We start from the raw sequence: 26,515 nt of genomic DNA on the forward strand, positions 1-26,515 counted from the left end.
AGAAAGGTGACCGATGGACGGCGCGGACGAACTGGCACGGCGGTTCGAGGCCCAGCGGGGTCAGCTGCGGGCAGTCGCGTACCGGATGGTGGGTTCGCTCGACGAGGCCGAGGACGCCGTCCAGGAGACGTGGCTGCGGCTCAGCCGTGCGGGTGACGACGGCATCGACCATCTGGCGGCCTGGCTGACGACGGTCGTCTCCCGCATCTGCCTGGACATGCTGCGCTCCCGTGCCGCGCAGCGCGAGGATCCGTACGGGGACCAGGCACCGGAGTCCGGCGGCGGGGCCGTTCCCGAGGACGAGGCCGTGCTGGTCGACTCGGTGGGTCTCGCCCTGCTCGTGGTCCTCGACCGGCTCGGCCCGGCCGAGCGGGTCGCCTTCGTGCTGCACGACCTGTTCGGGGTGCCTTTCGACCAGGTGGCCCGCGTCGTCGAGCGGTCCGTGCCGGCGGCGAAGAAGCTCGCCAGCCGGGCCCGGCACAAGGTGCGCGGCACGCCCGCGGTCCCGGGGGCCGAGCTCGACCGGCACCGACAGGTCGTCGAGGCGTTCCTCGCCGCCGCGCGGGGCGGTGACCTGGGCGCACTGCTCGGCCTGCTGGCCCCCGAGGTCGTCCGCCGGGCCGACCTCGCGGCCCTGCCGCCGGGCGTGGCGGCGGAGCTGCGGGGTGCCCGGGCGGTCGCGGAGGGCACGGTGCTCCTGCGCGAGCGGGCGCGCTTCGCGGTGCCGGCGCTCGTGGGCGGTGACGTGGGACTGGTCGTCGCCCCGCGCGGACGGCTGCGGTACGTCGTCGCGGCCACCGTGCGGGGCGGGCGGATCAGCTCCTACGAGGTGATCGCCGACCCCGCCCGGCTGCGCGCGCTCGACTTGGCCGTGCTCGACGCGCCCGGCGTCAACTCCCCGTTTCCGACACGGTGATGGCGCTGACCGGGCAGGCCCGGGCGGCCTCCCGCACCATCGGGTCGCCGCCGCCGTCCTCCCGTCCGGGGAGCAGGGCGCTGAAGCCGTCGTCGTCCTGGGTGAAGACGGACGGGGCGGCGAGGGCGCACTGGCCGGCGCCGACGCAGAGGTCGTGGTCGATGTCGATCTGCATGGGGCGCGTTTCGCGCGTTTCGTTCTGCATGACCGGAGCCTCTTACCAGGTCACGGGGAGTTCCAGCATCCCCTGGATCGTGTCGCCGGGTTTGAAGGGGATTTCCTCCGCAGGGACGGCCAGGCGCAGGTTCGGCAGCCGGTCGAAGAGGGTGCGCAGGGCGATCTCCATCTCGGCGCGGGCCAGGTTCTGGCCGAGGCACTGGTGAATGCCGAAGCCGAAGGCGACGTGATGGCGGGTGGGGCGGTGCCAGTCCAGGCTGTCGGGGTCGGGGTAGACGGCCTCGTCGCGATTGATGACCGAGGTCGAGAAGACCACGCCGTCGCCCGCCCGGATCGTCCCGCCGTCGGTCTCGATGTCCTCGACGGCGACGCGCAGCATGCCGTCGGCGATCGACAGCATCCGCATGAGTTCCTCGACCGCGTCGGGCAGCAGCGCCGGGGCGGCGCGCAACTCGGCGAGGCGGCCGGGGTGCTGGAGGAGAGTGAAGGTGCCGAGGGAGATCATGTTGGCGGTCGTCTCGTGGCCGGCGACCAGCAGGATGGTGGCGAGGGCGATGAGCTCCTCGTGGTCCAGCTCGCCGGCGCGCAGCTGCTGGTGGACGAGTTCGTCCAGGACGCCGTCGCCGGGCTCCGGCTGTTTCTGTTTCCGGTCGATCAACTCGGCGAAGTACGCCTCCAGTCGGTCGCGGGCGTCCATGGTGTCGTCGGCCGTGGGCCCGCGCAGCAGGCGCCGGGACTGTTCCTCGAAGAAGTCGTGGTCGGCATAGGGGACGCCCAGCAGGGCGCAGATGACCATCGAGGGGACGGGCAGCGCGAAGGCGCTCACCAGCTCGGCGGGCGCTCCCTGGGCGATCATCGCGTCGAGCCGTTCGTCCACGATCCGCTGGATCTCCGGGCGCAGCTCGGCGGCACGCCTGAGCGTGAAGCTGGGAACCATCATCCGCCGCTGGACCCGGTGTTCGGGGTCGTCGACGCCCAGCAGCGCGGTCTTCCGGTTGCGGACCGCCGCGAACCGGGCGTTGGGCGCGGGGAAGCCCGGCCGGGTGCGGTCGGAGGACAGCCGCGGGTCGGCCAGCAGGGTGCGGGCGAGGGCATGTCCGGTGACCAGCCAGACGGGGCGGCCGTCGTAGAGGGTGATGCGGGCCAGCGGGCGGGCTTCGCGCAGGGGGTCGTAGGCGGTGGGTGGGTGGTACGGACAGGTGCGGTTCTGAGGGAAGGCGACGGTGTGCGATTCCGTCATGTCCGTCATGGAAAGACCTCGCAGACGAAGAGTGCGTCATGCCGATCTTCATTAGATGCCCGGGGCATCTAATGAGACGACGCCAAGTTCGGCCAGATCAGGCGCGCGGGCAATCTGGCCGGAGATCGTCGTACAGAGCTTCGGTCGCGGAGACCTCCGGCCGGTCCTCCGGCAAAATTCGCTTGCCGGCGGGCAGCCGCCACCCGCAGAATCCGGCCATGTCTAAGACCACCGCCTTCCTGCCGCCGACCGTCGCCGTTCGTCCGGTGCGGTTCCAGCAGCAGCCCGGCCGTCCGTGGAGGCCTGCGCTTCCCACGTCGTGACGGCGGCGCTCGTCGCCGGGCTGATCGCGGGCTACGGCATCGCCGTCCCGGTCGGCGCGGTCGCGACCTACCTCGTCTCCCTCACCGCCCGCACCTCCCTGCGGACCGGGGTCTGCGCCGCGCTCGGCGTCGCGACCGCCGACGGGCTCTACGCCCTCGTGGCCACCCTCGGCGGCTCAGCCCTGGCCGCCGCACTGCGTCCGGTACTGGTACCGCTGCGCTGGGCCTCCGCCCTGGTCCTCGCGATCCTCGCGGTACGCGGCGCCGTCAGCGCCGTACGCCACCACCGCGACCACCGCGTCACCACCGGCGGCCGCTCCACTCCCCCTCCCCCGAGCCCGGCGCGCGCCTACCTGGCGCTGCTCGGCATCACCCTGCTCAACCCCACCACGGTCATCTACTTCGCGGCTCTCGTGCTCGGCACCCGCGCGACGGATGCCGTACCACCCCTGGAACAGGGCGTGTTCGTGCTGGCCGCCTTCGCCGCGTCGGCGAGCTGGCAGGTGCTGCTCGCCGGGAGCGGCGCACTGCTGGGGCGGGTGCTGACGGGGCAGCGGGGGCGGCTGGTGACGGCGCTGGTGTCGAGCGGCGTGATCCTGGCACTGGCCGTACGGATGCTGATGTAGTCGCGGCAGGATGAATCACGCGCGCGTGCGTGTTGCAGAGGGACGTAAGTCAGTACCAGGACACGACGATGGGACTTAGGCCATGCCTCTTCACGGTGCGTACGAGCCGAGCCCGACCAAGTGGGTACGCGACCAGGTGGAGTTGTACGAGAGCTCCGGCGGCACCCAGGGCACGACCCTCTTGGACACCGGGATGCCGGTGATCCTGCTCACGACCCGGGGTGTCAAGAGCGGAAAGATCCGCAAGACGCCGCTGATGCGCGTCGAGCACGAGGGGCGGTATGCCGTGGTGGCCTCGCAGGGCGGGGCGCCCAAGCACCCGGTCTGGTACCACAACGTCAAGGCCGATCCCCAGGTGGAGCTCCAGGACGGACCGGTGAAGCGGGACATGCGGGCCCGCGAGATCACCGGCGCGGAGAAGGACGAGTGGTGGGAGCGGGCCGTCGCGGCGTATCCGCCGTACGCCGACTACCAGGAGAAGACGGACCGGGTGATCCCGGTCTTCGTGCTGGAGCCGCTCGACGAGGACTGACGGGTCGGCCGCGGTCTCGGCCAGCGCTTCGGCTGGGGCTGATCGGCCTCCGAAAAGTTTTTCTCGCCCGGGACGCATGAACCGTTGTCCGCCGGGCACCCGTGCGTCAGGCCCCGCCGCGTTCCCCCGTCGCGGCGGGGCTTCTTCGTGCCTCGCATGCGGCGCCCGCACCAGCGACAGGCCCTCGGCCACGAAGGCGACGCCGAGCACGACCATGCCCGCCACCTTGCCGCCGAACTCCTCGTCGGCGCCGCTGGACCTCGTTCATGCTGTCCGCCCGGCGAGGAGTCCTCCGACGGCCTTGGCGACGGCGATGACGAGGTTGGGTGAGATTGGGGAACCCGGCGTACGACACAGCCGTATGGCAGGAAGGAGCCCGGTCATGAGCGGCGGGGGCAACACCGCCTACGGGAGGAAGTCGTTCCATCGGTCGAAGGCCCACTTCACGGACCGGATCACCGCGGACGGCCGGGACGGCTGGCCGGTGGCGGCGGGCCGCTACCGTCTGGTGGTCAGCCGTGCCTGTCCGTGGGCGAGCCGGGCGGTGATCTCCCGGCGGCTGCTCGGCCTGGAGGACGCCCTGTCGCTGGCGATCGCCGACCCGATCCAGGACGACCGCAGCTGGCGCTTCACGCTGGACCCCGACGACCGCGACCCGGTGCTCGGCATCCGCTTCCTGCGCGAGGCCTTCGACAGGCGGGAGACCGACTACCCGGGCGGCGTCAGCGTGCCCGCGATCGTGGACGTGCCGAGCGGCGTGCTCGTCACCAACGACTATCAGCAGATCACGCTCGACCTCGCCACCGAGTGGACGGCCCTGCACCGCGAGGGGGCGCCCGACCTGTACCCCGAGGCGCGGCGGGACGAGATCGACGCCGTGATGGCGGACGTCTTCGAGGACGTCAACAACGGTGTGTACCGGGCGGGCTTCGCCACCGGCCAGGACGAGTACGAGGGGGCGTACGCGCGTCTCTTCCGGCGGCTGGAGCTGCTGGCGCAGCGGCTGGCCGGGCAGCGCTATATGGTCGGCGACACGATCACCGAGGCGGACATCCGGCTGTTCACCACGCTGGTCCGCTTCGACGCCGTCTATCACGGCCACTTCAAGTGCAACCGCTGGAAGTTGACGGAGAATCAGGTCCTGTGGGCGTATGCCCGCGACCTCTACCAGACGCCCGGATTCGGTGACACCGTCGACTTCGACCACATCAAGCGGCACTACTACCAGGTGCACAGCGGCATCAACCCGACCGGCATCGTGCCCCTCGGACCGGATCTGCCGGGGTGGCTGACACCGCACCACCGTCAGGAGCTGGGCGGCAGGCCGTTCGGCGACGGGACACCGCCCGGGCCGGTTCCCGAGGCCGAGCAGGTCCCGGCGCGGGGACGGCCCTGACCGACGAAGGAGGCGCAGGCGCACATGGCCGGCAAGACCAAGAGGAACAAGCAGAAGAAGATGAAGCTCCCCCTCGCCTACAAGCCCTTGGGATTCGCGCTCGGCTGGGCGAGCGGTGCGCTGGCGGGGCTCGCCTTCCGCAAAACATGGATGGCGATACGGCACGAGGAGGACGCCCCCGACGCCCTGGACCGGGACCGCGGCTGGGGCGAGATCCTGCTGGCGGCCGCGGTCCAGGGCGCCCTCTTCGCGGTGGCACGCAGCTTGGCGGACCGCACGGGCGCCAAGGCGATCGAACGCTCGACGGGTGTGTGGCCGGTCAGTGAGAAGGGCGGGCGGGACTGAGAGCACACGTACGGGAGACCTGTCCGGAACAGATCCTTCGGGCGACCGGCCGGAACCGTCCCTCCGGAAGGCCGGCCGGAGCCGAGGTGACTCAGCCCTGCTTCGGCGCCGTAGAGGCGAGGCGGCGCAGGGTGAAGGAGTGGCCGGCCGGGTCGGCGTAGCCGCGTTCCTCGTACGGCCCCGCCGCGTCCTTCGCCTCCAGGGGACGGCCGCCGAGCCCGACGATCCTGCGCTCCGTCTCGCCCAGGTCCTCCACCACGAAGTCCAGGTGGGCCTGGAGGGAGTTCTCGGGTCGCGGCCAGCTCGGCGGCGTCGCGTTCATGTCGCGGCGGAACGCCAGCCGGGTGCCGTCGGCGCCCCTGATCTCCACGCGGTTGGCGGTCGCCTCCGTCTGCTCACCGTCCAGCAGTTCCCGGTAGAACATGGCGAGCTTCTCCGGCTCGGCACAGTCGAGCACGACGAAGCCCGCTTTCACCAGCGACATGATTCCTCCGAGGGGTCCGGGGCGCGGGACGGTCCTGTCCCGCCGCCCTGCACCTCCCGGGTGTCCCGGCCGGGCCGTTTCAGTCCGCCACCAGCCACTCCCCGTCTCGCATCAGCTCCCGCCCGGCCAGCTCGTTGGCCTCGCGCCAGGCCTGCACACGCTGCGGCCGCACGCGGAAGTACAGGTAGGGCGTGGAGAGTTGCCGCGGATCGAAGCCGGTCCTGGCCGCGAACCGGTCGGCCACCTCCTCGGGCAGTTGAGCAGGGGCGATCGTGTCGACCGTGCCCTCGATCATGACGACGTCCCGGGTCGGCCCGATACCGAGGCGCGCTCTGCCGGTCGTCCGCAGGTTCCGGCCCGTCGGGCTGTTGGCCGGCGTGGCGAGCAGCAGGGTCGAGCCGTCCCAGAGGTAGGAGAGCGGGACGAGATACGGCACGCCCCCGTCGACCTCGGCCGTGGCGACCCACAGGTCCTCGTCGTGCTCCAGTCGGTTCAGGGTGTCCTGCTTGCGCTGCTTGGCGGGGCGTGCGGGCTGCGGCGTCATCGGCGAACGGCCTCCTCAGGGGGCGGTGTTGACGGACCTGTCCAGTGTCGCTGCCGGGCGGGCCGTCCGAGGACCGGTTGCGGCCAGTCGAGCCGCCGCGGCGCTGAGCAGCAGGTCCAGGGCGGCCGGGTAGGAGCTGTGCGGCATGTCCGCCACCAGGTGGCGGGCGGTGGCGGCGATGTGCGGGTGGGTGTCTGCGGGCAGTCGCGCGTACGTCGCCCGCCAGACGGCCGCCTCCGCCTCCCGTGCGGCCTTCGGCATCGCCGCGCTCGCCGAGTCGAGGGCGCCGTGGGCGAGGGCCTGGTCGACGAACACGTGGTAGATCCGCACCGCCTCGGCGTCGGGGAACCCGGCGCGACGCAGGACGCCCAGGATGGTCTCGACGGCCTGGATCTCGTACGCCCGTCCGGTCACCCGGTACGAGCTGAGTACCGCCGCCCGGGGGTACGCGAGGGCCCCGGCGTGCATGCGCAGGCCCAGGTCCCGCAGGTCGGCGCGCCAGTCTCCGGTGGGTCGCCAGGTGCGCAGCGTACGGCCGATGAGCTCGTCGGCGATGGCCAGCATCAGGTCGTCGGTGTGCTGGAAGTACCGGTACAGCGAGCTGGGGTCGGCACCAAGGGCACGACCCAGGCGGCGTACCGAGAGGGCGTCGGCGCCGTGCTCCTCGATGAGTCTGAGGGCCGTCTCGATGATCAGTGCCTCGGACAGGACGACGCCCTGCTTGGTGGGTCGCCTGCGCTGCCGGGCGGCGGGCGGGACGACGCGCTCGCTCATGGACTGCCTCCCTCGGTGCGGTGCGGGCACCTTATGACAACACCGTTGACCTGTTAACCCCCCGGGCAGTTTCATGTCCGCTCATCGGGGCCGTCCAGGCCCCCGGTGCGAGCGGAGAGCGGCCATGCCCGACCATCCCCACAGCGTCGACCCAGCCTCGCAGCCCGCGCTGCGCAAGTCCCTCGGTGTCCTGGACGGCGTCGCCATCGCCGCGTCCAGCACGGCCGCGACCACCAGCATCGGCATCGGGCTGGGGGTCACCGCGGGGGTGGTCGGTCTGCACCTGCCGGCGATCATGCTGCTGGCGTTTCTGCCGATCCTCGGCATCGCGGGCGCCTACTCCCGCCTCAACCGCGTCGAGCCGAACGCGGGCAACGGCTATGTGTGGGTGGGCCGTTCGCTCACTCCGTGGCTCGGCTTCATGGTCGGCTGGGTGAACATCGTCGCCGTGTTGGCGTTCCTCGCGTACACCACCGCGGTCACCGGCTCGGCCCTGCTCCAGCTCGCGGGGGACGCCGGGCTCCACCGGCTGGGCGGCCTCGCGCTGGACCCGGGTTCGACCGCGCAGACGACAGCGGTCGGCATCCTGGTCCTGGTGGCGGTCACGCTGACCGCCGTGACCGGCATCCGCACCGCCGCGCGACTGCAGGCCGGGCTGCTGGTCTTCGAGTACGTCGTCCTGCTCGGCTTCTGCGGATACGGCATCGTCACCGGCCCACACGACTTCAGCCTGAGCTGGTTCGACCCGTTCGCCATCCCGTCGGCGACGGCACTCGCCCAGGGGATGCTGCTGTCGGTGTTCTGCTACTGGGGCTTCGAGTCGGCGTTCAGCGTCAACGAGGAGGTGCGCGACCCGCGCGACGCGTCCCGGGCCGGGATCACCACTTTGTTCACCATGCTGGCGCTGTTCCTGCTCGGCTCGATCGCCTTCCAACGCGTCCTGTCCGAGCCGGAGTTGGTCGGCCACGGCGCCGAGGGCCTGGCCTTCTTCGGCGACCGGCTGGCGGCCCAGCCCTGGGCGGCGCTCCCCCTGGTCGCCCTGATGTTCTCGGCGGTCGCCTCACTGCAGGCCGGCGTGATCCCCACGGCCCGGGCGATGTTCGCGATGAGCCGGGACCGTACGCTCGGGCCGGTGTGGTCCAAGGTCAGCCCCCGGTACGGCACTCCGGCCGCCGGAACACTGCTCATCGGCGCACTCGCGGCGGCGGTCGCGGCGCTCGCGCTGGTCATCCCGCGGCTCGCCGACATGATCATGGCGACGGTGAGCGCCGTGGGCATCGTGGTCGCCCTGTCGTACGCCCTCACGGCCCTCGCGGCCGCCGTGCGCTTCCGCTCGCTGCTGCGCGAGGACTGGCGCCAGGGCATCCGGGCGGTCGTACTGCCCGCGCTGAGCGCGGCAACCCTGCTCGGCCTCGGCGGATACCTCGGCTGGTCGTTCTACACCTCCGCCGATCACTTCGAAGTCAGCGCGGACAACGGGTGGTTCCTGCTGTCCACTCCCGTGGCGATGATCGCCTCGGGCTTCGTGGCCGCCGCGTGGGCCAGGTGGGTGCGCAGGTCGCCGTACTTCCGCACCGGCAAGGGCACCGACGCGGACGCGCCCCAGCTGCTCGCCACATCCCGCTGACCCGACCGATCCGAGCAACTCGACCGCGCCTCGATCACCTAACCGCGCCTCGATCATCTCGACCACCTCGGCCACCACCTCGACCACCTCGACCACCTCGACCACCTCGACCAGGAAACGGAACATGCACGCAGATCTCCTCTTCACCGGCGGTCCCGTCCTCACTCCCGAGGGCCGCACCGCGACCGCCGTGGCCGTCACCGGCGAGCGCATCGCGGCCGTAGGACATCAGGAGGTGCACGATCTCGTCGGGCCGCGGACCGAGGTGGTGGACCTCGCCGGGCGGCTGCTGCTGCCCGGATTCCAGGACGCGCATGTGCATCCGGTGCCGGCGGGGCTGGAGCTCAGCCAGTGCGACCTGACCGGAGCGAAGACGGCGCAGGAGACCCTCGCCGCGGTGCGCGCGTACGCCGACGCGCACCCCGAGCGGGAGTGGATCACCGGCGGCGGCTGGTCGATGGAGGCCTTCGAGGGCGGTACGCCGACGAAGGAGCTGCTGGACGCGGTGGTGCCGGACCGGCCGGTGTATCTGCCCAACCGCGATCACCACGGCGCCTGGGTCAACAGCCGCGCCCTCGTGCTCGCGGGCATCACGCGCGACACGCCCGACCCCGCCGACGGGCGCATCGACCGGGACGCCTCGGGTGAGCCGAGCGGGACGCTGCAGGAGGGGGCGATGCAGTTCGTCGGACGGCTCACCCCGCCCGCCACACCGGCCGACCGACTGGCGGCCCTGCTGCACGCACAGCGGCATCTGCACGCGCTCGGCATCACGGCCTGGCAGGACGCGCTGGTCGGCGAGTTCCTCGGCATGGACGACCCGTCCGAGGCGTATCTGGCGGCCGCGCGGGACGGCTCGCTCACCGCCCGCGTCGTCGGGGCGCTGTGGTGGGACCGCGAGCGCGGCGCCGAGCAGATTCCCGAACTGGTCGAGCGGCGGGCCGCCTTGAGCCACGGCCGCTTCCGCGCGGGCAGCGTCAAGCTGATGCTCGACGGGGTCGCCGAGACCGGCACGGCGGCGCTGCTGGACCCCTACCTCGACAAGTGCGGCTGCGCCACCGCCAACCGGGGTACGAGCTTCATCGACGCCGGACAACTGCCCACGTACGTCACCGAGTTGGACGCGCTCGGCTTCCAGTGCCACTTCCACGCCCTCGGCGACCGGGCCGTACGCGACGCGCTGGACGCGATCGAGGCCGCGCGCGCCGCGAACGGGCCCAGCGACACGCGGCCCCACCTGGCACATCTCCAGGTCGTCCAGCCCGCCGACGTGCCGCGCTTCGCCCGGCTCGGGGCCACCGCGAACATCCAGCCGCTGTGGGCCGCGCACGAACCGCAGATGGACGAGCTGACCATTCCCTTCCTGGGGCCCGAACGTGCTGCGTGGCAGTACCCGTTCGGCGCGCTGCTGCGCTCCGGTGCCCGGCTCGCGGCAGGCAGTGACTGGCCCGTGAGCAGCCCGGATCCGCTCCAGGGGATCCATGTGGCGGTCAACCGCGTGGCACCGGACGGCGGCGACACGCCGGTGTTCCTGCCCGGTGAACGCATGGGACTCGCCGAGGCGTTGACCGCCTATACGTCGGGCTCGGCCTATGTGAACCACCTCGACGACACGGGCGAGGTGCGCGCCGGGGCGCTCGCGGATCTGGTGGTCCTGGACCGCGATCCGTTCGAGGGGCCGACGGAGGCGATCACGGAGACGCGTGTATCTCTCACTTATGTCGGGGGCGCGCGAGTATACGCAGCTCAAGAGGCATGAGCAGTAACGCAGATCACGGTCCGGTTACGGTGTAGATCATTTACGCTCTGGGCAGCTTCGTACCGCTTCTCGGTTCAACTTTCGTACCGCGAAGACCAGTTCGAGTGCGTGGGCGGTCACGACGACCGCCCACTCGCAGGGGCGGGGGGCTCTGCGTTCCGTCTCCCGAAAGGAAGCGCATGCCTCAGGACGTCACCTTCGACCTCCCCTTCGACACCCCCGTCAGCAGACATCTGGAGTACGTCCAGGAGCGGGTCATGGGCCCTGCCGCAGGCCGCCAACACATCTGAGGCGGCGGTGCAGGTGCTCGGCGAAGCCGTCGCCGAACGTACAGAACATCCTCGGATCACGACCGGCCCCCAACCACGGTCGATCGATTCCGTTGTCATGACCACAGCTTGATGGGAAACCGGTGTGAAATCTCGAATAGTAGGTGCTGCTCCGACGGTGTCCGCCAACAGCTTGCTCCCGGCGCAGCCAAGCGCCCAACTCCAGCCCACGGAAGCGGGGAACGTCCTGGCCCGCCTCTTCGTGAAACGCATCAATGGGAGCACGGAGCAGTACCGAAGGTCCCAGAACGCCGCTCAGCAGCGGCTGGACGCACTCGGATCCCGCCACTCCAGCACCACGCTGCATCTGGAGGGAGCCCTCCATCTGGCGCAGCCCGCGTTGCTCCCTCCGGACGAGGAAGGCTATGCCAGGTTGAGGCACCTCGACGCCGGCCTGCGCGTGATCGAGAAAGCCTTCCCCCAAGTCAGCACCGATATCGAGATATGCCGCTTGACCTGCATGATGCTGGAAGGGGCTTGGAGGAGCCGGGCACTCACCCCGCCGCGCGAGGAGGAGCAGGCAACCGTCTGCGCCTGTCCGCTGTGCCGTCGGCTGCCCACGCCCCCCGCACGCGCATTGGGTGACTACGGTTGGCGGCAGAGCGCCGGTCGACCCCTCGCCGTCAAGACCTGGCCGTACCGCCGGGAACTCGACAGCGTCCTGACCGGTGGATGGTCCTGGACCCGGCAGATGAACGACCTTGAACGAGACATCGGCCACCGCCACCGCTTCGAGGACGACATCCTCGTCTTCCACGAATACAAACGCGTTGTCGACACCATCGACACGACGCGCCTCACCCAGCACGCCGAAGGCCGCTTGGCCGAGAATTTCAGCACCAACAGCGCACGGGCCCTGGTCAGCGGACTCTTCTCGGCCCATAAGCGGTCCGTCGACGAGTACTGGCTCCAACAGCACCTCGCGGGCAGCGTCACGCTCCCGCAGACCAGTCCACTCACCCAGAGCACCTACTCGATCCTGCAGATGCTGGACTGCCTGTTCTGGCACGTCGCACCCGACACCGAACTCTGGCAGGAGGAGAACCTCGCCTCCCTGCTGCTGTGCCGCGTCATCGACGACATGACCGACGTACGAGCCGACGCCCTCACCGGTGAGATCAGCAATTTCTGGCTCGCCGAGATGCCCACCCACACCAAGGCCTTCTACGCCGCCTGCGCCATAGCCCTCGTCAAGTACGGCTGCATGCCCGAGGCGCACACCTCGATGTGGAACACCTGGCTGATGACCACCACCATCACCTGGATGGGGCTCACGGGCCGCCACGCCCTGTGGTTCGACGGCATCACCCAGGGCCTCCCCCCGACCGAGGACTGCCCGCTGTGCGACCTGCAGCCCAACCCGTGCACCGGCATCCTCACCCACGGCACCACCCTCACCATCGCCCCGCGACCCGCCGTACCGGCACTGAGCCCCCGGACCGCCGAGCTGTCCGCACGCTGCCGAGCCCAGTACCCCCGGGCATGGCCCCTCTTCGACGCCGAGCTCCATGCCTTCGAAGCACTGCACGGCCCCTGGCACGGCAACATCGACAGTGCGTGGGAGATCCTGCGCCGCACCTACATCGCCGCCGTGGAGGCATCCAGCGCCGAGCCGTCCCCAGCCCGCGCTCGTGATGTCCAACAAGACGCCGGCGTAGTCGGATCCGAGAAGTTTCACACCCTGCACGACCCTCGAACCGGGAGGGAAGACACCGCGCTGCTCGCCTACATGTTCGCGGGCGCCCACCCGCATTTCCTCTGGAACGCCACGGGATACCGTCCCACGGGCGTCGAAGGCGACTGGCTCGACGGCTGACGCCGCGATCCCTGGAGGGGGAGGACACGACGCTGCCCGGCCGGAATCCGGCCGGGCAGCGGTCGCTTGGGGTGGGCTAGACGGCGAACTCGACCGGCAGACTGTCCAGCCGGGACTCCCACGTGGAGGCGGTCGAGCCGAGTTCCTCCGGCGGTACGGCCAGGCGCAGGCCCGTCAGCCGGTGCAGCAGGACGTCCACGCCGACCTCGATGATGGACTGGCCGATGTTCTGCCCGGGGCACTCGTGCGGACCCGAGCTGAAAGCCAGGTGCGACTGGTTGCCCTGGACCGCCACGCCCTCGTCGGGCCGGATCTCCGGGTCGACGTTGCCCGGGGCGAGGCCGAGGAGGAGCAGGTCGCCCTCCTCGATGTCGTGCCCGCCGAGCTCCAGCTCGCTGGTGGCGAACCGCGCCGGCAGGACGGCCAGCGGCGGGGTGTTCCACATGACCTCCTCCACCACGGCGGACACGTTCAGCTGACCGCTGATCAGCCCGGACAGCCGTGCCGTGTCGGTCAGGAGCAGCTGCAGCACCCGGGCCAGCAGGTTGCTGGTCGTGGTGTGGGCGGCGATCAGCACCAGGCGCAGATGGCTGACGACCTCGTCCTCGTCCAGCGCCGCCGGGTGCTCCAGCAGGGCGGTGGTGAAGTCCGAGCCCGGTTCGGACCGCTTGCGCTGGGCGAGTTCGCCCAGGATCTCCATGATGTGTCCGTTGTGTACCAAGGCGTCCTCGCCGCCCTTGAAGACCTGGGCGCACGACTCGACCAGGCGTAGCCCGTCCGTCTTGGGAAGGCCCAGGATCCGGGTGAGCACGAGCATCGGCAGCTGATCGGCGTAGTCGGCCACCAGGTCGGCGCGCCCGTCGTCGGCGAACCCGTCGATCTGCTTGTTCGCGAAGTACGTGGCGTGCCGCCGGATGCCGCGGCTGGAGGCGGCCAGCAGTCCGTCGGTGACCGCGCCGCGCAGCCTGCGGTGCGGCTCTCCGTCCTGGGAGACGCAGTCGGGCCGCCAGCCCACCATCGGCACCAGCGGATGGGACTCCGCAATCCGGCCCTCCCGCCAGTCCCGCCAGATGCGGGCGTCCCGGCTGAACTGACGAGGGTTGTCCAGCACCCGCCGGTTGTCGCGGTAGCCGAGCACCAGCCAGGCGGGAACGTCACCCTCCAGCAGCACCGGTGCGACGGAGCCGTGCTCCTTGCGCAGCCGCTCGTAGATGGCCTGCGGGTCGGTGGCCGCGTCCGGGCCGTACAGCCGCGTGAGCTCTGCCCCGCCGTGCGCGACGGGGCACCCGCGGGGCGCGTCGGGACCGTTTAAAGTCTGCTCGTTCATCGGGGCTCCAGTGCGACGGAGGAGCGATCCTTCAAGTGCCGGATCAGCGCGACGAGCACGTCACGGCTGGAGGCCCGGTCGCGGGCGTCGCAGGCCACGACCGGGATGTGCTCGGGGATGTCCAGGGCGTCCCGGATCTCCTCGACCGGGTAGTCCTTGGAGTCGGGGAAGACGTTCAGCGCGACGACGAACGGGACGTTCTGCCGCTCCATCTCCTCGATGGCCCGGAAGCTGGAGGCGAGCCGGCGGGTGTCCACCAGGACGACCGCGCCGAGCGCGCCCTTGAACAGGCCGTTCCACAGGAACCAGAAGCGCTCCTGGCCGGGCGTGCCGAACAGATACAGCATCAGGCTGTCATTGAGGCCGATCTTGCCGAAGTCCAGGCTGACGGTGGTCTCCGTCTTGTCGGCGACGCCGATGAGGTGGTCGACGTCGGCACTGGCCTGGGTGAGGGTCTCCTCGGTGGTGAGCGGCTTGATGTCGCTCACCGAGCGGACCATGGTGGTCTTCCCCGTGCCGAAGCCACCGGCGATCATCACCTTCACCGAGCGGGTGCCCCCGCCACCCGGCCCGCCGGGATGGTCAAAGCCTTTGAAGTCCACTGAGTACCTCCTCAAGGAGCGCGAGGTCGGGCCCGCGGCCGGTGTCGTGCGCCGGGATGGGGTCACGGGCTTCGACGTGGCCTGCCTCCAGCAGATCCGTCAGCAGCACCGCGAGAATGTTGAAGGGCAGTCCGAGGTGGGCGCCGAGTTCGGCCACCGACAGCGGTTCGCGGCAGCGCCGGAGGATCTCCTCGTGCTCGTGCTGCAAGCCCAGTGCAGGGGCGGTGCGGGAGACGATGAGGGTCGCCACGTCGAGACTCGACGCCGAACCGCCCGGTCCGCTACGCCCCTTGGTGAGAACGTAGTAGCGCTCGAGACCGGACGGATTCGTGGGCAGGCGGGGAGCACTCATCCAGAGTGCTCCTCCAGGCGCGGAGTGGTGCCGAGCAACTCGCCCATCCTGCGCGCCAGGTCCCTCATCTGATGTCCGAGCAGGCCCTGGTCGAGGCCTTCCCGGGCGAGGACGCCGAGATAGGTCTCCACCCCGGCCCGTACGACGAACAGGTGCCCGCCGTCGACCTCGATCATGGCCAGCCTGAGCTGCCCCGCGTACTTGGGGAACTGCTCGGCGACCGGCTGCGCCAGCGCCTGCAGTCCGGCCACCACTGCCGCGAAGCGGTCCACGTCGTCGGGGTCCTCGGCACCGTAGGAGGTGATGGCCTTGCCGTCGCTGGAGGCCACGAGGGCGAAGTTGATCTCCTGGATGCTCTCCACCAGGTCACGGAGCGCCCAGCTCACGTCGGTTCCCTGTTGCGTCATGGGACTAGTCGCTCTCTTCAGTGTGGTGCTCGGTGGATCCGCGTCCGGCAGGTGCGGTCTCCTCCTCGGTGGACTCCTCGCCGACCTCCCGGCCGGCCGTGGCGAAGGCGGCCAGACCGGCGAACGAGGCGTCCGGCGGGACGGCGGCGACGCTCGACTCCTCCGTCCGCTCCGGGCGTTCGGCCGGCTCGTGCCGCACCGTCTCGTTCCGTTTGCTGCGGCGCCGAGGCAGTCCGCCGGGCGTGGTGTCCACGGCCTCGCCGGACTCGGCCACCCATTCGGCGGCGGCCGCCGTGCGTACCGGGGCGGCCTCGGCGGACCGCACCGCCGGGGTCGCGGCGGCGGCCGGGGCGGCGGCGGGCAGCGGACTGAAGTACTTGTGCGGAACCACCACAACCACCGAAGTGCCGAGCCAGGGCGAGTCCGCGAAGGTGACGCGGATGCCGTAGCGGCGGGCGAGAGCGCCGACGACGCGCAGACCGATGTTGGCGTCCTCGGAGATGCCGCCGATGCCCGGTCCGGCCGCGGTGCCGGTCAGGGCCTCCTCGGCCTCGCGCTTCTTCTCCTCGCTCAGGCCCTTGCCCGAGTCCTGGATCTCGATGCCGACACCGTTCGGGACCTCCTTGCCGGAGACGACCACCGGCTCGGTGGGCGGCGAGTAGCGGGCCGCGTTGTCCAGGAGGTGGGCGAAGATCAGCGTGAGGTGGTCCACGAGGCCGCCGTCGACGCCGAGTTCGGGCAGGTGGCGTACGTCGATGCGGTGGAAGTCCTTGATCCGGCCGATGCCGCCGCGGACCACGCTGAGCAGGCGCTGCGGCTCCTGCCACTGCCGGCCGGGCCGGTCCGAGCCGCCGAGGACGCTGATGCTGGCGGCGAGACAGTCGGCGGGGCCGATCGCCTGGTCGAGCTCCATCAGGCCCCGGGCGACGGCCGGCAGCCGACCGTGCTCGCCCTGCAGTTCGTGCAGACGGCCGCGGAGTTTGCTGGTCAGGACGTGGATGCGGTTGCCGACGCTGATCACGGCCTGCTCGGCGGAGGTCGAGCGGTTGAACTCCTCCTCGACGCCGATCAGGGAGGTCCGCAGGACCTTGCGCAGGTTGGCCTGCAACTCGGCGCTGACCTTGGCGCACTGGTTGACGCTCGGCAGGACGTCGTCGATGGCGTCGCCCGCGCGCAGCTGCCGCAGCGCCTCGGGCAACTGTTCGTCGGCGAGCCGGGCGACCGCGGACAGCTGGTGGGCCAGCTGCTCCTGCCAGACCTCGGCCTGGGCGGCGAGCTGGGCCTCGTAGGACTGGGCCTGGGCAGCGATCCGCTCCTCGTAGGAGCCGCTCTCCTCGGCCAGCCGTTCCTCGTAGGCCCGGGCCTGCTCGGCCAGTTGCGCCTCGTAGGCGCCGGACTGGTCACCGAGCCGGCTCTCCAGTGCGGCGCGCTCGGCGCTGAACTTCCGCTCCAGGCCTGCCACGTGCTGCTGCCACTGCTGAGAGTGCTCGGCCTGCGAGGTGCGGAAGTCGACCTCGGATCTGGTCAGCTGCGTCCGGGTACGCAGCAGGAGACGTACGCACACGGCGCTGGCCGCGGTCGCCGCGACACCCGCGACGCCGGCGGTTATTCGCTCCGAGCTCATGAACGTGGCGGCAACCGTCCCACCTCCTAAAGCCAGCGGCATCAGCCACCAGCTGTACCAGGCGACAGGGGGCCGCGCCGCCGGCGGCGGAGTGGCGAGTTCCATCTGCATCCTTCGAGGCAACGATCGATCAAGGGGGGTGTGCAAGGCGATCGCACTCATGAGTACGCACCGCGAGACGACCGATCGCGACCGAGTCAACTCGCAGCGCCGAACGGGAGCTTATCGGGTTTGAACGCAAAAGGATCAACCTGACAGGTTGGCGGAAGTGAGGGTTCCATCACTGTCAGCCAAGAGCACAAACATCGATAAATGCCTTTACTGACCTGCACAGTTGGAGAAAACGACGCCTGGGTTCACGCGGGGTTCACTTGCAGCCCATGCCGTCCTTCACCCGGGGCCAGGCCTCGACACCGTCGGGGGTGCGGACGTACGCCGTCGACGTGTCGTCGGTGAGCCACAGCCGCCGGTCGCCGAGCCGGTATCCGGTGTCGTGCGCGTCGTCGGGCATGGGTACGTCGCCGTCGTAGGCGGCGTTCAGCATGCCGGGTTCGAGTACGCCGTCGGGATCGCGGGCGTACAGCTTGCGGTCCTGGTGTGCGCCGAGTTCGAGGAAGTGCGCCTGCTGCCAGTCGCAGTGGGCCGATCCGGCGGAGCTGCTGATCTCGGTGGTCGGCACGCGGTGGCCGTCCTCGTCCGTCCAGATCTCGTACTCCTTGGTGGCCGTGAAGCTCTCGGGGAGTTCGGCGGGATCGCAGGAGGCGCTGGTCTCGGGGCCCCAACCGGGGCGGTCCTTACGGTCCTTGGCCACGATGACCGCCACCTTCGTCCGCCCGTCGACGTCGTAGGAGAACAGGACCCGGCCCTTCCCCTCCCGCTCCACGCGGTAGCCGGAACGCGGCACGTCGGGCTGCTCGATCTCGAAGTACGCCTCGAGGCCGTCCTCGGCCGTGGATCCGCCGTCCCCCTCGCTCCACGGTTCGCTGCCGCCACCCGAGTAGATCTCCCCGTCGCACTCCAGCGCCCGGCCCGCAGCGCCCGAACCCGCGCGTACGGCCCGGGCGCTGTCCTCGTCGAGGTCCTGAGCGGGGACGTACAGCGGACCGTCGTAGGGCGCCGCCGGCGCTGTGCCCGCCACGACCGGATCCTCCTCGGCACCGCACCCCGCGACCGCCGTCGCCGCCAGTACCGCCACCACCGCGAGCCCTCTGCGCATCCCTGCCCCCTGCCCTGGCCGCTTTCCTTGATCCTTCGACGCGGCGGAGGGCGGGAACGTTCGGTCTACGGCGTGTCAGCCGCCTGGAACGTACGGCGGTACGCCTGCGGTGACACCCCGATCGCGGCATGAAGGTGCTGGCGCAGGGAGGCTCCCGTGGCGAAGCCGACCTGGCCGGCGATCTGGTCCACCGACAGGTCGCTGATCTCCAGCAGGTGCCGGGCGCGGGCGACGCGCTGCTGGATCAGCCAGCGGCCGGGGCTGAGGCCGACCTCGTCGTTGAAGCGGCGGGCGAAGGTGCGCAGGCTCATCCGCGCCTGCGCGGCGAGGTCGGTCAGGGTGAGGGACTCGTCGAGGTGTTCCAGGGCCCAGGCACGGGTGGCCGCGGTGCTCGCGGCGCCGCTCTCGGGGACCGGCTGCTCGATGTACTGGGCCTGGCCGCCGTCCCGGAAGGGCGGTACGACGCAGCACCGGGCGACGGCGTTGGCGAGCTCGCTGCCGTGGTCGGTGCGCACGATGTGCAGGCAGACGTCGACTCCGGAGGCGGCGCCGGCCGAGGTGAGGATCCGGCCGTCGTGGACGAAGAGAACGTCGGGGTCCAGGTCGACATGCGGATAGCGGCGCCGGAACAGATCGGTCACATGCCAGTGCGTGGTGGCTTTGCGGCCGTCGAGGAGGCCCGCCGCGGCGAGTACGAAGGCGGCGGTGCAGATCGACACGATGCGTGCGTCCGGGCGGATCCGCGCAAGCGCGGCGGCGACCTCGGCGGGCAGCTCCACGGGGATGTGCGGGACGGCCACGGAGGCGATCACCACGGTGTCGGCCGTGGCGAGGATCTCCGGGCCGTGCTGGACGCCGATCGTGAAGTCCGCGTTGCTGCGTACGGGGCTGCCGTCGACGCTGCAGGTCAGCACCTCGTACCGGCCGTCGGCCGCGCCGAAGATCCGGCTGGGGATGCCCAGCTCGAAGGGATAGACGCCGTCCAGGGCCAGCACCACGACCCGCTCCATATCTGCCATGGCACGATCCTATCGAAGGTTGGCAATCGTGCCATTTTCCAGCGCGGCGCACCCCGGCAGGCTGGTTGACCATGAGCACTGTGAACACGATGCGAGCCATCAGCCAGGACGTCCTCGGCAGTCCCGAGGTCCTGAAGGAAGTGGAGCTGGAGCGGCCCGTGCCGCGCACGAACGAGGTGCTGGTCCGGGTGCGGGCGGCCGGCGTGAACCCCACCGACTGGAAGCACCGCGCCGCCGGCATCTTTCTCGGCGAGCCGCCGTTCGTCCTCGGCTGGGACGTCTCGGGCGTGGTCGAGGCCGTCGGACTCGGCGCCTCGGGCTTCGTCCCCGGCGACGAGGTCTTCGGGATGCTGCCCTACCCGTATGGAGCCGGCTCGCACGCCGAGTACGTCGTCGCCCCCGCCCGTGCCCTGGTACACAAGCCCGCCGCCATCGACCACGTCCAGGCCGGGGCGTTGCCGCTGGTGGCCCTGACCGCCTGGCAGGCGCTCGTGGAGCGCGCCGACCTCCAGCCCGGTCAGCGGATCCTGATCCACGCGGCGGCCGGCGGCGTCGGGCATGTGGCCGTCCAGATCGCCAAGGCGCGCGGAGCGTACGTGATCGGCACGGCGAGCGCGGGCAAGCACGACCTCCTGCGGGAGCTGGGCGCCGACGAGGTGATCGACTACCGGGAGACCGACTTCGCCGACGCCGTGAAGGACGTCGACGTGGTGCTGGACACCGTCGGCGGCGACCACTCGCTGCGCTCGCTGCCGGTACTGCGTCCGGGCGGAGTGGTGGTGTCGATCCTGCCGGGCGCCGACGAGGAGCTGTACGAGCAGGCCGAACGACTCGGCGTGCGGGCCGAGTTCGTCCTCGTGGACGCCGACCGAGCGGGGATGCGCGCGATCGCCGAACTGGTCGAGGCGGGCAGGCTCCGCCCCACGATCGCCGGTACCTTCCCGCTGGCCGATGCCGCCGAGGCGCATGCGCTGGGCGACACCGGCCGGACCACGGGGAAGCTGGTCCTGGTGGTGGACTGACTCAGAACGTCAGCACGGGCTTGATCGCCTTGCCCGCTCCCATGTCCCGCACCGCCTGGTCGATCTCCGCGAAGGGATAGGTGCTGATCAGGCGGTGCAGCGGGAGCCGCCCCTCCTTCACCAGGCGGACCAGGGCGGGGATGAAGACCTGCGTCTCGGCGTCGCCGAGGGTGAGTCCGACGACCTGCTTGCCGCCGAGCAGCCCGTTGACGTCGAGGGCGACCTCGGTGCCGAACGGCGGGGCGCCGACGACGACCAGGGTGCCGCGGGCGGCGAGCGCGTCGACGCCCTGGCGCAGGACGCCGACGTTGCCCGTGGTCTCCACGACGCCGTCGGCGCCCTGGCCGCCGGTGATCTGGGCGAGCGCCTCGGCGAGATCGGTCTCGGCGGCGTTGACCGTGTGGGTGGCGCCCAACTCCTTCGCCAGTGACAGGCGTTCGCCGACCCGGTCGACGGCGACGATGTTGGTGGCGGGGGTGAGGGCGGCGGCCATGACCGCGGACAGGCCGACGGCTCCCGCGCCGAGGACGACGACGGTGCTTCCGGTGACCGGCTTCAGTACGTTCCAGACGGCGCCGACTCCGGTCTGCACGCCGCAGCCCAGCGGGGCGATCGACTCCAGTGGCACGTCGGGGTCGACCTTCACGAGGCTGCGCTCGTCGACCAGCGCCCGCTCGGCGAAGGAGGACTGCCCGAAGAAGTGACCGCCGAGCTCCTCGCCGCCCCGGCTGATCGTGCTGCTGCCGTCGGCCCGGCGCCCGCCGATGAGGTTCAGCGGCAGCCAGGTCGCGCAGTACGCCGGGTGGCCGCCCCGGCAGTTGCGGCAGTCACCGCACGAGGTGAAGGACAGTACGACGTGGTCGCCCGGCGCGACGCCGGTGACGGACGGGCCGACGGCCTCGACGACGCCCGCGCCTTCGTGGCCGAGGACGCCGGGGAGGGGGAAGGGCAGTCCGCCGCTCGCCACGCCGAGGTCCGTGTGACACAGGCCGGTCGCCACCATGCGGACGACGGCCTCGTGCGGTCCGGGCTCGGCGAGTTCCACGTCGGAGAGGGTGAAGGGGGCTCCGCCGGACTCGACGACGGCGGCACGGGTGGGGATGGACATCTGGTGAATCTCCTTGGCGGTGCGCTCAGTCGAGCGAGACGACGACGGACTTGGTGGTGGTGTAGGCGTCGAGCGCCTCGGGCCCGTACTCGCGGCCGAAGCCGGAGTCCTTGACGCCGCCGAAGGGGACCGCGGGGTCGAGCATCGCCCAGTCGTTGACCCAGACGATGCCGGCCTGGAGCCGGTCGGCGACACGGTGGGCGCGGGCCAGGTTGCTGGTCTGGACGCCGGAGGCCAGACCGTACGGCGTGGAGTTGGCGAGCTCGACGGCCTCGTCCTCGGAGTCGAAGGGCTGGACGGTGAGGACGGGGCCGAAGATCTCCTCCTGGATCACGCGGGAGTCGTTCGGCAGGTCGGCGATCACGGTGGGCTTGTAGTAGTAGCCGCCGTCGAGGTCGAGCCGCTCACCACCGCAGACGATGCGGCCGCCCTCCTTGCGGGCCAGGTCGACGTACTCCTCCACCTTGCGCAGGTGCCGCTCCCCCGCCATCGGACCGACGACGGTCTCGGGCTTGCGCGGGTCGCCGAGCGGAACCCCCGGCACCGCGTCGGCGAGGATGCCGAGCAGCGTGCTGTAGACCGGGCGCGCCACCAGCAGCCGCGGGCCGCCCATGCAGAACTGCCCGGTGTTGAAGACGAAGCCCTTGATGATCGCGCCGACGGCCTTCTCCAGGTCGGCGTCCTCGAAGACGACGTGGGCCGCGTTGCCGCCGAGCTCCATGGTCACGGGCTTGAGGGCCTCACCGGCGATGCCCGCGACCTTGCGGCCGACCGAGGTCGAGCCGGTGAAGGCGACCTTGTCCACCCCGGAGTGCCGCAGCAGTGCCTCGCCGGCCGCGGGGCCGCCGGTGACGACGTTGACCACGCCGTCGGGGACACCGGCCCGCTTGAAGAGCTCGGCCATGTACAGGGCGCTGAGCGGAGTCTCCTCGGCCGGCTTGTGCACCACCGTGTTGCCGGCCGCGAGCGCCGGGGCGATCTTCGAGCCGGCCAGGATCAGCGGGAAGTTGTACGGGGTGATCGCCGCGACCACGCCGATCGGCCGACGCCGGACGTAGGCGAGGGCGTTCATGGGCGTGTCCCGGACGGAGCCGTCCAGGGCGTGCGCGAGGGCGGCGAAGTGCTCGTAGTCGTTGGCCGCGTTGGTGACGTCGACGGCGTGGGCGAGTGTGATCGGCTTGCCGACGTCGCGGCTCTCCAGCTCCGCGATGGTGTCGGCGTTCTCCCGGATCAGCTCGGCGACCCGGTGCAGCACCCGGCCGCGCTCGCGCCCGCTCAGCCCGGACCAGGCGCCGTCGTCGAAGGCCTCCCGCGCGGCGCGCACGGCCGCGTCCACGTCGGCGGCACCGGCGTCCGCGACGGTCGTGACGACCGCGCCGCGGGACGGGTCGACCACCTCGGTGCGCGCTCCGTCGGCGGCCTCACGCCACTGGCCCCCGATGAACAACCGACCGGGTTCGATCTCGAAGGTGGTCATTGCCACTCCTCAGCCTCATCGCCAAGATTTCAACCAACAGGATTCCTGCGTGTTCGCAGTCTCATTACAGACAGGTTTCCTGTCAATGCTCTAGGGTGAACTCATGCTCGACACCCAGGCAACCAAGGCACCTCCGTCGCTTCTCTACATGGTGAAGCAGGTGGAGCTCGTCGTGCGCTCCCACCTGGACGAGCTGGTCAGGCCGTCCGGGATCACCGCGCTGCAGTACACCGCGCTCACCGTGCTGCAGCGGCACGACGGACTGTCGGCCGCACAGCTGGCGCGCGACTCGTTCGTCACGGCGCAGTCGATCGCGGATCTGGTGCGCAGCCTGGAGAGCCGCGGGCTCGTCCGCCGAGAGCGCAACCCGCGCAACCGCCGGGAGCTGCTGATCCTGCTGACGGACGCGGGGCGCGAGCTGCTCGCCCGGCACGAGGAGTCCGTACGGGAGCTGGAGGAGCGGATGGTGCGGGACCTCACGGCCCATCAGACCGAGCAGTTCCGCCAGGCACTCACGAAGGCCTGGCACGCACTGTCGTAGCCGTGCCCCGGACATCTCGCGAAGCCTCTGTCGCAATTCGAAGACATATGTCAATCGAACATGCTCAAATTCGCTCCATCGAGGGTAACTTGCAGGGCGGGGACTGGATTTGAGCAGCCCGCGGCAAGTGAGCAGGTTGGAGGCGATGTCGTCGTGCAGCAGGAGCCTGCGCCGTTCAGTCGGCATCTGCGCGTCCACCGGCACCGGGGCCACACGGTGCTGGAGTTCCGCGGCGAGATCGACATCGCGGCGGCGGTGGAGATAGCGCCGTACCTGGACCGGGTGACGACACACCCCGATGCCCGGATCGTGATCGACCTCAGGAGCGTCGAGTTCTTCGACTGCTCGGGGCTGCGGCTGCTGTACCGGGCCCGCGCCCGGGTGCTCGACCACGGCGGGCAGCTGCACCTGGTCTGCACCCACCCGCTCACCCTGCGGGTCCTCAAAATCACCGGGCTGTCCCGGCTGCTGCCCGCGCATCCGACACCGGACGCGGCCCTGGACCGGCCCGAGGCCACGTCCGGCACGTTATGAGGCTCCCGCGGCTTGCGGAACATCTCGTGCCGGTGGAGATGGCCCGGGCGTCTATGCGGTTCCCGGCGCGTCGAACAGGGCGCTGACGGACTCCCCGTTGTGAATGCGGCGCACGGCCTCGGCGAGTGCGGGGGCGATGGACAGGATGTGCAGCTTCTCGGTGCGCTCCTCCTCCGGGACCGGCACGGTGTTGGTGCACACGATCTCCAGTACGTCGGGCTGCTCGCCGATCCGCTTCAGGGCGCCGGACGCGAACAGGCCGTGCGTACAGGCGACGCGGATTGACCGCGGCCCCAACTCGCGCAGGCGGTCCAGGAGTTCGAGGACGGTACTGCCCTTGGCGATCTCATCGTCCAGGATGATCACGTCCCGCCCGGTCACCTCGCCGATGACGGAGTTGATGCTGACCCGGTCGTCCGCGAACCGCTGCTTGGCGCCGGCGGCCACCTGAGCGCCGATCATCCGGGCGAACGCGGCGGCTTCCTTGGCGTTGCCGAGGTCCGGCGAGACGACGGTCGTACGGGAGAGGTCGTACCGGCGGAAGTGGGCGGCGAGTTCGCGCAGTGCGTGCAGGTGGTCGACCGGCACCGTGAAGAAGCCGTGCACCTGGGGCGAGTGCAGCGTCATGGCGAGGACGCGGCTCGCACCCGCCGACACCATCAGGTCCGCCACGAGCCGCCCACCGAGCGAGATACGAGGGGCGTCCTTCTTGTCGGAGCGGGCGTAGGAGTAGTGCGGCATGACGACGGTGATCCGGCGTGCGGACGCCCCGCGCGCGGCGTCGCACATCAGCAGCAGCTCGACCAGGTGCTCCTGGACCGGCCGGACCAGCGGCTGGATCAGGAAGACGTCCCGTTCCCGGCAGTTGGCCTGCAGCTGCACCTCCAGGCAGTCGTTGGCGAAACGGCTGACCCGGGTGGGGCTGAGCGGCACCCCCAAGTGAGCGCAGACCTCCGCCGCCAGTTCGGGGTGGGCACTACCGCTGAACACGGCGATCTCTCGCACGATCCGCTCCTAGCATGATCATTCCGGGTGGCGGAATCATGCTACTGACCTCGGCAGAAACGTTGCAGCTCAGACGAGGGCGAGAGCGTGCGGTGATTGCCTCACCAGGACACGGGCAACCGGAGCGGGCTCCGCGTCATCTGCCCCTCCCGCCAGGCGATGGTCTCGGGCGTGAACTCGGCGCGCAGGCGTGGGAAGCGGGCGGCGAGGCGGTGCAGGGCGAGTTCGAGTTCCAGGCGGGCGAGCCAGGCGCCCAGGCAGTGGTGGGGTCCGGCGCCGAAGGCGATGCCGGGCGAGGTCAGGGGTGCGAAGAGGTCGGGTTCGCCGGGCGGGAAGACCTCGGGATCGCGGCCGGCGGAGTTGGTCTGGACGGCGACCACGCTGCCCGCCGGGATCAGCACGCCTCCCACCTCGGTGTCCTCGACGGCGCGGCGGATCAGCCCGGGCAGGACGCGGCCCTCGCTGAGCGGGATGGTGCGCAGCAGCTGTTCGGCCGCGGTGGCCGCCGCCTCCGTGTCCTTGGCGAGCCCCGGCCAGGCGGCCTGCCCGTCGGTGAGGAGGTAGACGACGGCGTTGCCGAGGGCCGTCATGGTGGTCTCGTGCCCGGCGACGACCAGTCCGCAGACCAGGGTGACCAGGCGGCGCTCGTCGATGCCGAGCTCGTCGCCCGCCGCGACCAGCCCGCTCACCAGGTCGTCGCCGGGCGACGTCCGCCGCTCGGCCACCAGTCGACCGGCGAACTCCCCGAACTCCCGCATCGCCAGGCCGACTTCCTCGGCGGTGTGGGCGCCGCCGGACAGGGCGTGGTCGGCCCAGTGCCGGATGCGCTCGCGGTCCACGTGCTCCAGCCCCATCAGGCGGCAGATCACCGAGACGGGCAGCGGCCGCGTGAACCCCTCGATGATGTCGGCGGGCCGGTTCCGTTCGGCGAGGTCGTCCAGGAGGGCCTCGACCACCGAGGCCACCCAGGGCCGCCAGCGCGCGATCGCCCGGGGCGTGAAGGCCCGCTGCACGGTGCCGCGCAGCACCTGGTGGGCGGCACCGTCCTGGTTGAGAAGCCCGTCGGGGGAGTCGAGCAGGTTCGGTACGACGAGCAGGGGCGGGGCGTCCGCCGCGTGCAGCGAACTCCGGTTGAACCGGGGGTCCATGAGCACCTGCCGCACCTCGGCGTACCGGGTCACGAGCCACACCGGGGTGCCCGTGGCGAGGGTGCCGAGCCGGGGCGGTCCGGGCTCGGGGAGGCTGATGCGGTGCATGGGGCGAAGCGGCCGGGAGGTGCTGTCTGCGCTCATCCGGGTCTCCAGACGCGCCGGTACGGACGGTTCCCCACGCTAGTGCGCCGCCCCTGCCCCAGTCAGCGGAGGTAATCGGCCAACGGACAGGTCCGGCAAGG

At 70.9% G+C, this 26,515-nt stretch carries 27 protein-coding genes; 11 read left to right on the forward strand and 16 right to left on the reverse strand.

Annotated features, from left to right (window positions below; all coding sequences use genetic code 11):
• Window positions 1–13 precede the first annotated feature (13 nt).
• Complete coding sequence (locus PBV52_RS01600) at window positions 14–916, forward strand: sigma-70 family RNA polymerase sigma factor (protein WP_274236442.1); 903 nt, start codon at window positions 14–16, stop codon at window positions 914–916.
• On the opposite strand, the gene PBV52_RS01605 is transcribed toward PBV52_RS01600, so the two are convergent.
• Together PBV52_RS01605 and PBV52_RS01610 are read right to left on the reverse strand one after the other, a co-directional pair.
• The gene (locus tag PBV52_RS01605; protein ID WP_274249217.1) at window positions 891–1,091 is read right to left on the reverse strand and encodes a ferredoxin; all 201 of its coding nucleotides are present in this window, start codon (window positions 1,089–1,091) and stop codon (window positions 891–893) included. The genes PBV52_RS01600 and PBV52_RS01605 overlap by 26 nt on opposite strands.
• A gap of 42 nt (window positions 1,092–1,133) precedes the next feature.
• Complete coding sequence (locus PBV52_RS01610) at window positions 1,134–2,342, reverse strand: cytochrome P450 (RefSeq protein ID WP_274236443.1); 1,209 nt, start codon at window positions 2,340–2,342, stop codon at window positions 1,134–1,136.
• A gap of 310 nt (window positions 2,343–2,652) precedes the next feature.
• Here PBV52_RS01610 and PBV52_RS01615 point away from each other — a divergent pair, with 310 nt between their 5' ends.
• From PBV52_RS01615 to PBV52_RS01630, 4 genes are all read left to right on the forward strand, one after another.
• A complete protein-coding gene (locus PBV52_RS01615) occupies window positions 2,653–3,282 on the forward strand; it encodes a LysE/ArgO family amino acid transporter (protein ID WP_274236444.1) in 630 nt (209 codons plus the stop codon).
• A gap of 82 nt (window positions 3,283–3,364) precedes the next feature.
• On the forward strand, window positions 3,365–3,814 hold the full coding sequence (locus PBV52_RS01620; protein WP_274236445.1) for a nitroreductase family deazaflavin-dependent oxidoreductase: 450 nt from the start codon (window positions 3,365–3,367) through the stop codon (window positions 3,812–3,814).
• Window positions 3,815–4,196: 382 nt separating this feature from the next.
• Window positions 4,197–5,210 carry a glutathione S-transferase family protein gene (locus PBV52_RS01625; RefSeq protein ID WP_274236446.1) on the forward strand — a complete coding sequence of 338 codons (1,014 nt, stop codon included), beginning with the start codon at window positions 4,197–4,199 and terminating at the stop codon, window positions 5,208–5,210.
• A gap of 24 nt (window positions 5,211–5,234) precedes the next feature.
• Window positions 5,235–5,555 (forward strand): DUF4235 domain-containing protein, encoded by a 321-nt coding sequence (locus PBV52_RS01630; RefSeq protein ID WP_274236447.1) that lies wholly within the window; start codon window positions 5,235–5,237, stop codon window positions 5,553–5,555.
• 91 nt (window positions 5,556–5,646) lie between these two features.
• Here the strand turns inward: PBV52_RS01630 and PBV52_RS01635 are convergent, their stop codons facing one another.
• From PBV52_RS01635 to PBV52_RS01645, 3 genes are all read right to left on the reverse strand, one after another.
• On the reverse strand, window positions 5,647–6,039 hold the full coding sequence (locus PBV52_RS01635) for a VOC family protein (RefSeq protein ID WP_274236448.1): 393 nt from the start codon (window positions 6,037–6,039) through the stop codon (window positions 5,647–5,649).
• Between the two features lie 79 nt (window positions 6,040–6,118).
• Window positions 6,119–6,583 carry a pyridoxamine 5'-phosphate oxidase family protein gene (locus tag PBV52_RS01640; protein ID WP_274236449.1) on the reverse strand — a complete coding sequence of 155 codons (465 nt, stop codon included), beginning with the start codon at window positions 6,581–6,583 and terminating at the stop codon, window positions 6,119–6,121.
• A 15-nt stretch (window positions 6,584–6,598) separates the two neighbouring features.
• A complete protein-coding gene (locus PBV52_RS01645; RefSeq protein ID WP_274236451.1) occupies window positions 6,599–7,357 on the reverse strand; it encodes a TetR/AcrR family transcriptional regulator in 759 nt (252 codons plus the stop codon).
• Window positions 7,358–7,481: 124 nt separating this feature from the next.
• Here PBV52_RS01645 and PBV52_RS01650 point away from each other — a divergent pair, with 124 nt between their 5' ends.
• The 3 genes from PBV52_RS01650 to PBV52_RS01660 all read left to right on the forward strand — a co-directional run bounded on the left by PBV52_RS01650 (window position 7,482) and on the right by PBV52_RS01660 (window position 12,888).
• Window positions 7,482–8,984 carry an APC family permease gene (locus PBV52_RS01650; protein ID WP_274236452.1) on the forward strand — a complete coding sequence of 501 codons (1,503 nt, stop codon included), beginning with the start codon at window positions 7,482–7,484 and terminating at the stop codon, window positions 8,982–8,984.
• Window positions 8,985–9,108: 124 nt separating this feature from the next.
• The gene (locus PBV52_RS01655) at window positions 9,109–10,743 is read left to right on the forward strand and encodes an amidohydrolase (RefSeq protein WP_274236453.1); all 1,635 of its coding nucleotides are present in this window, start codon (window positions 9,109–9,111) and stop codon (window positions 10,741–10,743) included.
• Between the two features lie 447 nt (window positions 10,744–11,190).
• Window positions 11,191–12,888 (forward strand): hypothetical protein, encoded by a 1,698-nt coding sequence (locus PBV52_RS01660; protein WP_274236454.1) that lies wholly within the window; start codon window positions 11,191–11,193, stop codon window positions 12,886–12,888.
• 76 nt (window positions 12,889–12,964) lie between these two features.
• Here the strand turns inward: PBV52_RS01660 and PBV52_RS01665 are convergent, their stop codons facing one another.
• The 7 genes from PBV52_RS01665 to PBV52_RS01695 all read right to left on the reverse strand — a co-directional run bounded on the left by PBV52_RS01665 (window position 12,965) and on the right by PBV52_RS01695 (window position 19,435).
• On the reverse strand, window positions 12,965–14,215 hold the full coding sequence (locus PBV52_RS01665) for a cytochrome P450 (protein WP_274236455.1): 1,251 nt from the start codon (window positions 14,213–14,215) through the stop codon (window positions 12,965–12,967).
• Complete coding sequence (locus PBV52_RS01670; RefSeq protein ID WP_274236456.1) at window positions 14,212–14,817, reverse strand: ATP/GTP-binding protein; 606 nt, start codon at window positions 14,815–14,817, stop codon at window positions 14,212–14,214. The genes PBV52_RS01665 and PBV52_RS01670 overlap by 4 nt, the downstream gene beginning before the upstream one ends.
• Entirely contained in the window at window positions 14,798–15,169 is a 372-nt protein-coding gene (locus PBV52_RS01675; RefSeq protein ID WP_274236457.1) for a DUF742 domain-containing protein, read from the reverse strand. The genes PBV52_RS01670 and PBV52_RS01675 overlap by 20 nt, the downstream gene beginning before the upstream one ends.
• The gene (locus PBV52_RS01680) at window positions 15,166–15,576 is read right to left on the reverse strand and encodes a roadblock/LC7 domain-containing protein (protein WP_031485587.1); all 411 of its coding nucleotides are present in this window, start codon (window positions 15,574–15,576) and stop codon (window positions 15,166–15,168) included. Before PBV52_RS01680 ends, PBV52_RS01675 begins: the two co-directional genes overlap by 4 nt.
• A 4-nt stretch (window positions 15,577–15,580) precedes the next feature.
• Window positions 15,581–17,305, reverse strand: coding sequence for an ATP-binding protein (locus PBV52_RS01685; RefSeq protein ID WP_274249219.1), 1,725 nt, complete (start codon window positions 17,303–17,305; stop codon window positions 15,581–15,583).
• 262 nt (window positions 17,306–17,567) lie between these two features.
• Complete coding sequence (locus tag PBV52_RS01690) at window positions 17,568–18,416, reverse strand: hypothetical protein (protein ID WP_274236458.1); 849 nt, start codon at window positions 18,414–18,416, stop codon at window positions 17,568–17,570.
• 65 nt (window positions 18,417–18,481) lie between these two features.
• Complete coding sequence (locus tag PBV52_RS01695; protein ID WP_274236459.1) at window positions 18,482–19,435, reverse strand: GlxA family transcriptional regulator; 954 nt, start codon at window positions 19,433–19,435, stop codon at window positions 18,482–18,484.
• A 71-nt stretch (window positions 19,436–19,506) separates the two neighbouring features.
• Here PBV52_RS01695 and PBV52_RS01700 point away from each other — a divergent pair, with 71 nt between their 5' ends.
• Window positions 19,507–20,457 carry an NADP-dependent oxidoreductase gene (locus PBV52_RS01700; protein ID WP_274236460.1) on the forward strand — a complete coding sequence of 317 codons (951 nt, stop codon included), beginning with the start codon at window positions 19,507–19,509 and terminating at the stop codon, window positions 20,455–20,457.
• Between the two features lies 1 nt (window position 20,458).
• Here the strand turns inward: PBV52_RS01700 and PBV52_RS01705 are convergent, their stop codons facing one another.
• Both PBV52_RS01705 and PBV52_RS01710 read right to left on the reverse strand, forming a co-directional pair.
• Window positions 20,459–21,565, reverse strand: a complete 1,107-nt coding sequence (locus PBV52_RS01705) for an NAD(P)-dependent alcohol dehydrogenase (protein ID WP_274236461.1) — start codon at window positions 21,563–21,565, stop codon at window positions 20,459–20,461.
• A 25-nt stretch (window positions 21,566–21,590) separates the two neighbouring features.
• Window positions 21,591–23,042 (reverse strand): aldehyde dehydrogenase, encoded by a 1,452-nt coding sequence (locus tag PBV52_RS01710; RefSeq protein WP_274236462.1) that lies wholly within the window; start codon window positions 23,040–23,042, stop codon window positions 21,591–21,593.
• 103 nt (window positions 23,043–23,145) lie between these two features.
• On the opposite strand from PBV52_RS01710, the gene PBV52_RS01715 reads away from it, so the two are divergent.
• Complete coding sequence (locus PBV52_RS01715) at window positions 23,146–23,583, forward strand: MarR family winged helix-turn-helix transcriptional regulator (protein ID WP_274236463.1); 438 nt, start codon at window positions 23,146–23,148, stop codon at window positions 23,581–23,583.
• A 153-nt stretch (window positions 23,584–23,736) separates the two neighbouring features.
• Complete coding sequence (locus PBV52_RS01720; RefSeq protein WP_274236464.1) at window positions 23,737–24,117, forward strand: anti-sigma factor antagonist; 381 nt, start codon at window positions 23,737–23,739, stop codon at window positions 24,115–24,117.
• 51 nt (window positions 24,118–24,168) lie between these two features.
• Here PBV52_RS01720 and PBV52_RS01725 read toward each other — a convergent pair whose 3' ends face one another.
• On the reverse strand, window positions 24,169–25,122 hold the full coding sequence (locus PBV52_RS01725) for a ribose-phosphate pyrophosphokinase (protein ID WP_274236466.1): 954 nt from the start codon (window positions 25,120–25,122) through the stop codon (window positions 24,169–24,171).
• A 101-nt stretch (window positions 25,123–25,223) separates the two neighbouring features.
• Window positions 25,224–26,414: a cytochrome P450 gene (locus tag PBV52_RS01730; RefSeq protein WP_274236467.1), complete on the reverse strand. Its 1,191-nt coding sequence runs from the start codon at window positions 26,412–26,414 to the stop codon at window positions 25,224–25,226.
• Window positions 26,415–26,515 lie beyond the last annotated feature (101 nt).

Origin of the sequence: Streptomyces sp. T12, from assembly GCF_028736035.1 — a bacterium.
Classification (GTDB): domain Bacteria; phylum Actinomycetota; class Actinomycetes; order Streptomycetales; family Streptomycetaceae; genus Streptomyces.

Coding starts and splice junctions, on each gene's coding strand:
- PBV52_RS01600 (WP_274236442.1), top strand. CDS start 14: ATGGACGGCGCGGACGAACTGGCACGGCGGTTCGAGGCCCAGCGGGGT.
- PBV52_RS01605 (WP_274249217.1), bottom strand. CDS start 1,091: ATGCAGATCGACATCGACCACGACCTCTGCGTCGGCGCCGGCCAGTGC.
- PBV52_RS01610 (WP_274236443.1), bottom strand. CDS start 2,342: ATGACGGACATGACGGAATCGCACACCGTCGCCTTCCCTCAGAACCGC.
- PBV52_RS01620 (WP_274236445.1), top strand. CDS start 3,365: ATGCCTCTTCACGGTGCGTACGAGCCGAGCCCGACCAAGTGGGTACGC.
- PBV52_RS01625 (WP_274236446.1), top strand. CDS start 4,197: ATGAGCGGCGGGGGCAACACCGCCTACGGGAGGAAGTCGTTCCATCGG.
- PBV52_RS01630 (WP_274236447.1), top strand. CDS start 5,235: ATGGCCGGCAAGACCAAGAGGAACAAGCAGAAGAAGATGAAGCTCCCC.
- PBV52_RS01635 (WP_274236448.1), bottom strand. CDS start 6,039: ATGTCGCTGGTGAAAGCGGGCTTCGTCGTGCTCGACTGTGCCGAGCCG.
- PBV52_RS01640 (WP_274236449.1), bottom strand. CDS start 6,583: ATGACGCCGCAGCCCGCACGCCCCGCCAAGCAGCGCAAGCAGGACACC.
- PBV52_RS01645 (WP_274236451.1), bottom strand. CDS start 7,357: ATGAGCGAGCGCGTCGTCCCGCCCGCCGCCCGGCAGCGCAGGCGACCC.
- PBV52_RS01650 (WP_274236452.1), top strand. CDS start 7,482: ATGCCCGACCATCCCCACAGCGTCGACCCAGCCTCGCAGCCCGCGCTG.
- PBV52_RS01655 (WP_274236453.1), top strand. CDS start 9,109: ATGCACGCAGATCTCCTCTTCACCGGCGGTCCCGTCCTCACTCCCGAG.
- PBV52_RS01665 (WP_274236455.1), bottom strand. CDS start 14,215: ATGAACGAGCAGACTTTAAACGGTCCCGACGCGCCCCGCGGGTGCCCC.
- PBV52_RS01675 (WP_274236457.1), bottom strand. CDS start 15,169: ATGAGTGCTCCCCGCCTGCCCACGAATCCGTCCGGTCTCGAGCGCTAC.
- PBV52_RS01680 (WP_031485587.1), bottom strand. CDS start 15,576: ATGACGCAACAGGGAACCGACGTGAGCTGGGCGCTCCGTGACCTGGTG.
- PBV52_RS01685 (WP_274249219.1), bottom strand. CDS start 17,305: ATGGAACTCGCCACTCCGCCGCCGGCGGCGCGGCCCCCTGTCGCCTGG.
- PBV52_RS01690 (WP_274236458.1), bottom strand. CDS start 18,416: ATGCGCAGAGGGCTCGCGGTGGTGGCGGTACTGGCGGCGACGGCGGTC.
- PBV52_RS01695 (WP_274236459.1), bottom strand. CDS start 19,435: ATGGCAGATATGGAGCGGGTCGTGGTGCTGGCCCTGGACGGCGTCTAT.
- PBV52_RS01700 (WP_274236460.1), top strand. CDS start 19,507: ATGAGCACTGTGAACACGATGCGAGCCATCAGCCAGGACGTCCTCGGC.
- PBV52_RS01705 (WP_274236461.1), bottom strand. CDS start 21,565: ATGTCCATCCCCACCCGTGCCGCCGTCGTCGAGTCCGGCGGAGCCCCC.
- PBV52_RS01710 (WP_274236462.1), bottom strand. CDS start 23,042: ATGACCACCTTCGAGATCGAACCCGGTCGGTTGTTCATCGGGGGCCAG.
- PBV52_RS01715 (WP_274236463.1), top strand. CDS start 23,146: ATGCTCGACACCCAGGCAACCAAGGCACCTCCGTCGCTTCTCTACATG.
- PBV52_RS01730 (WP_274236467.1), bottom strand. CDS start 26,414: ATGAGCGCAGACAGCACCTCCCGGCCGCTTCGCCCCATGCACCGCATC.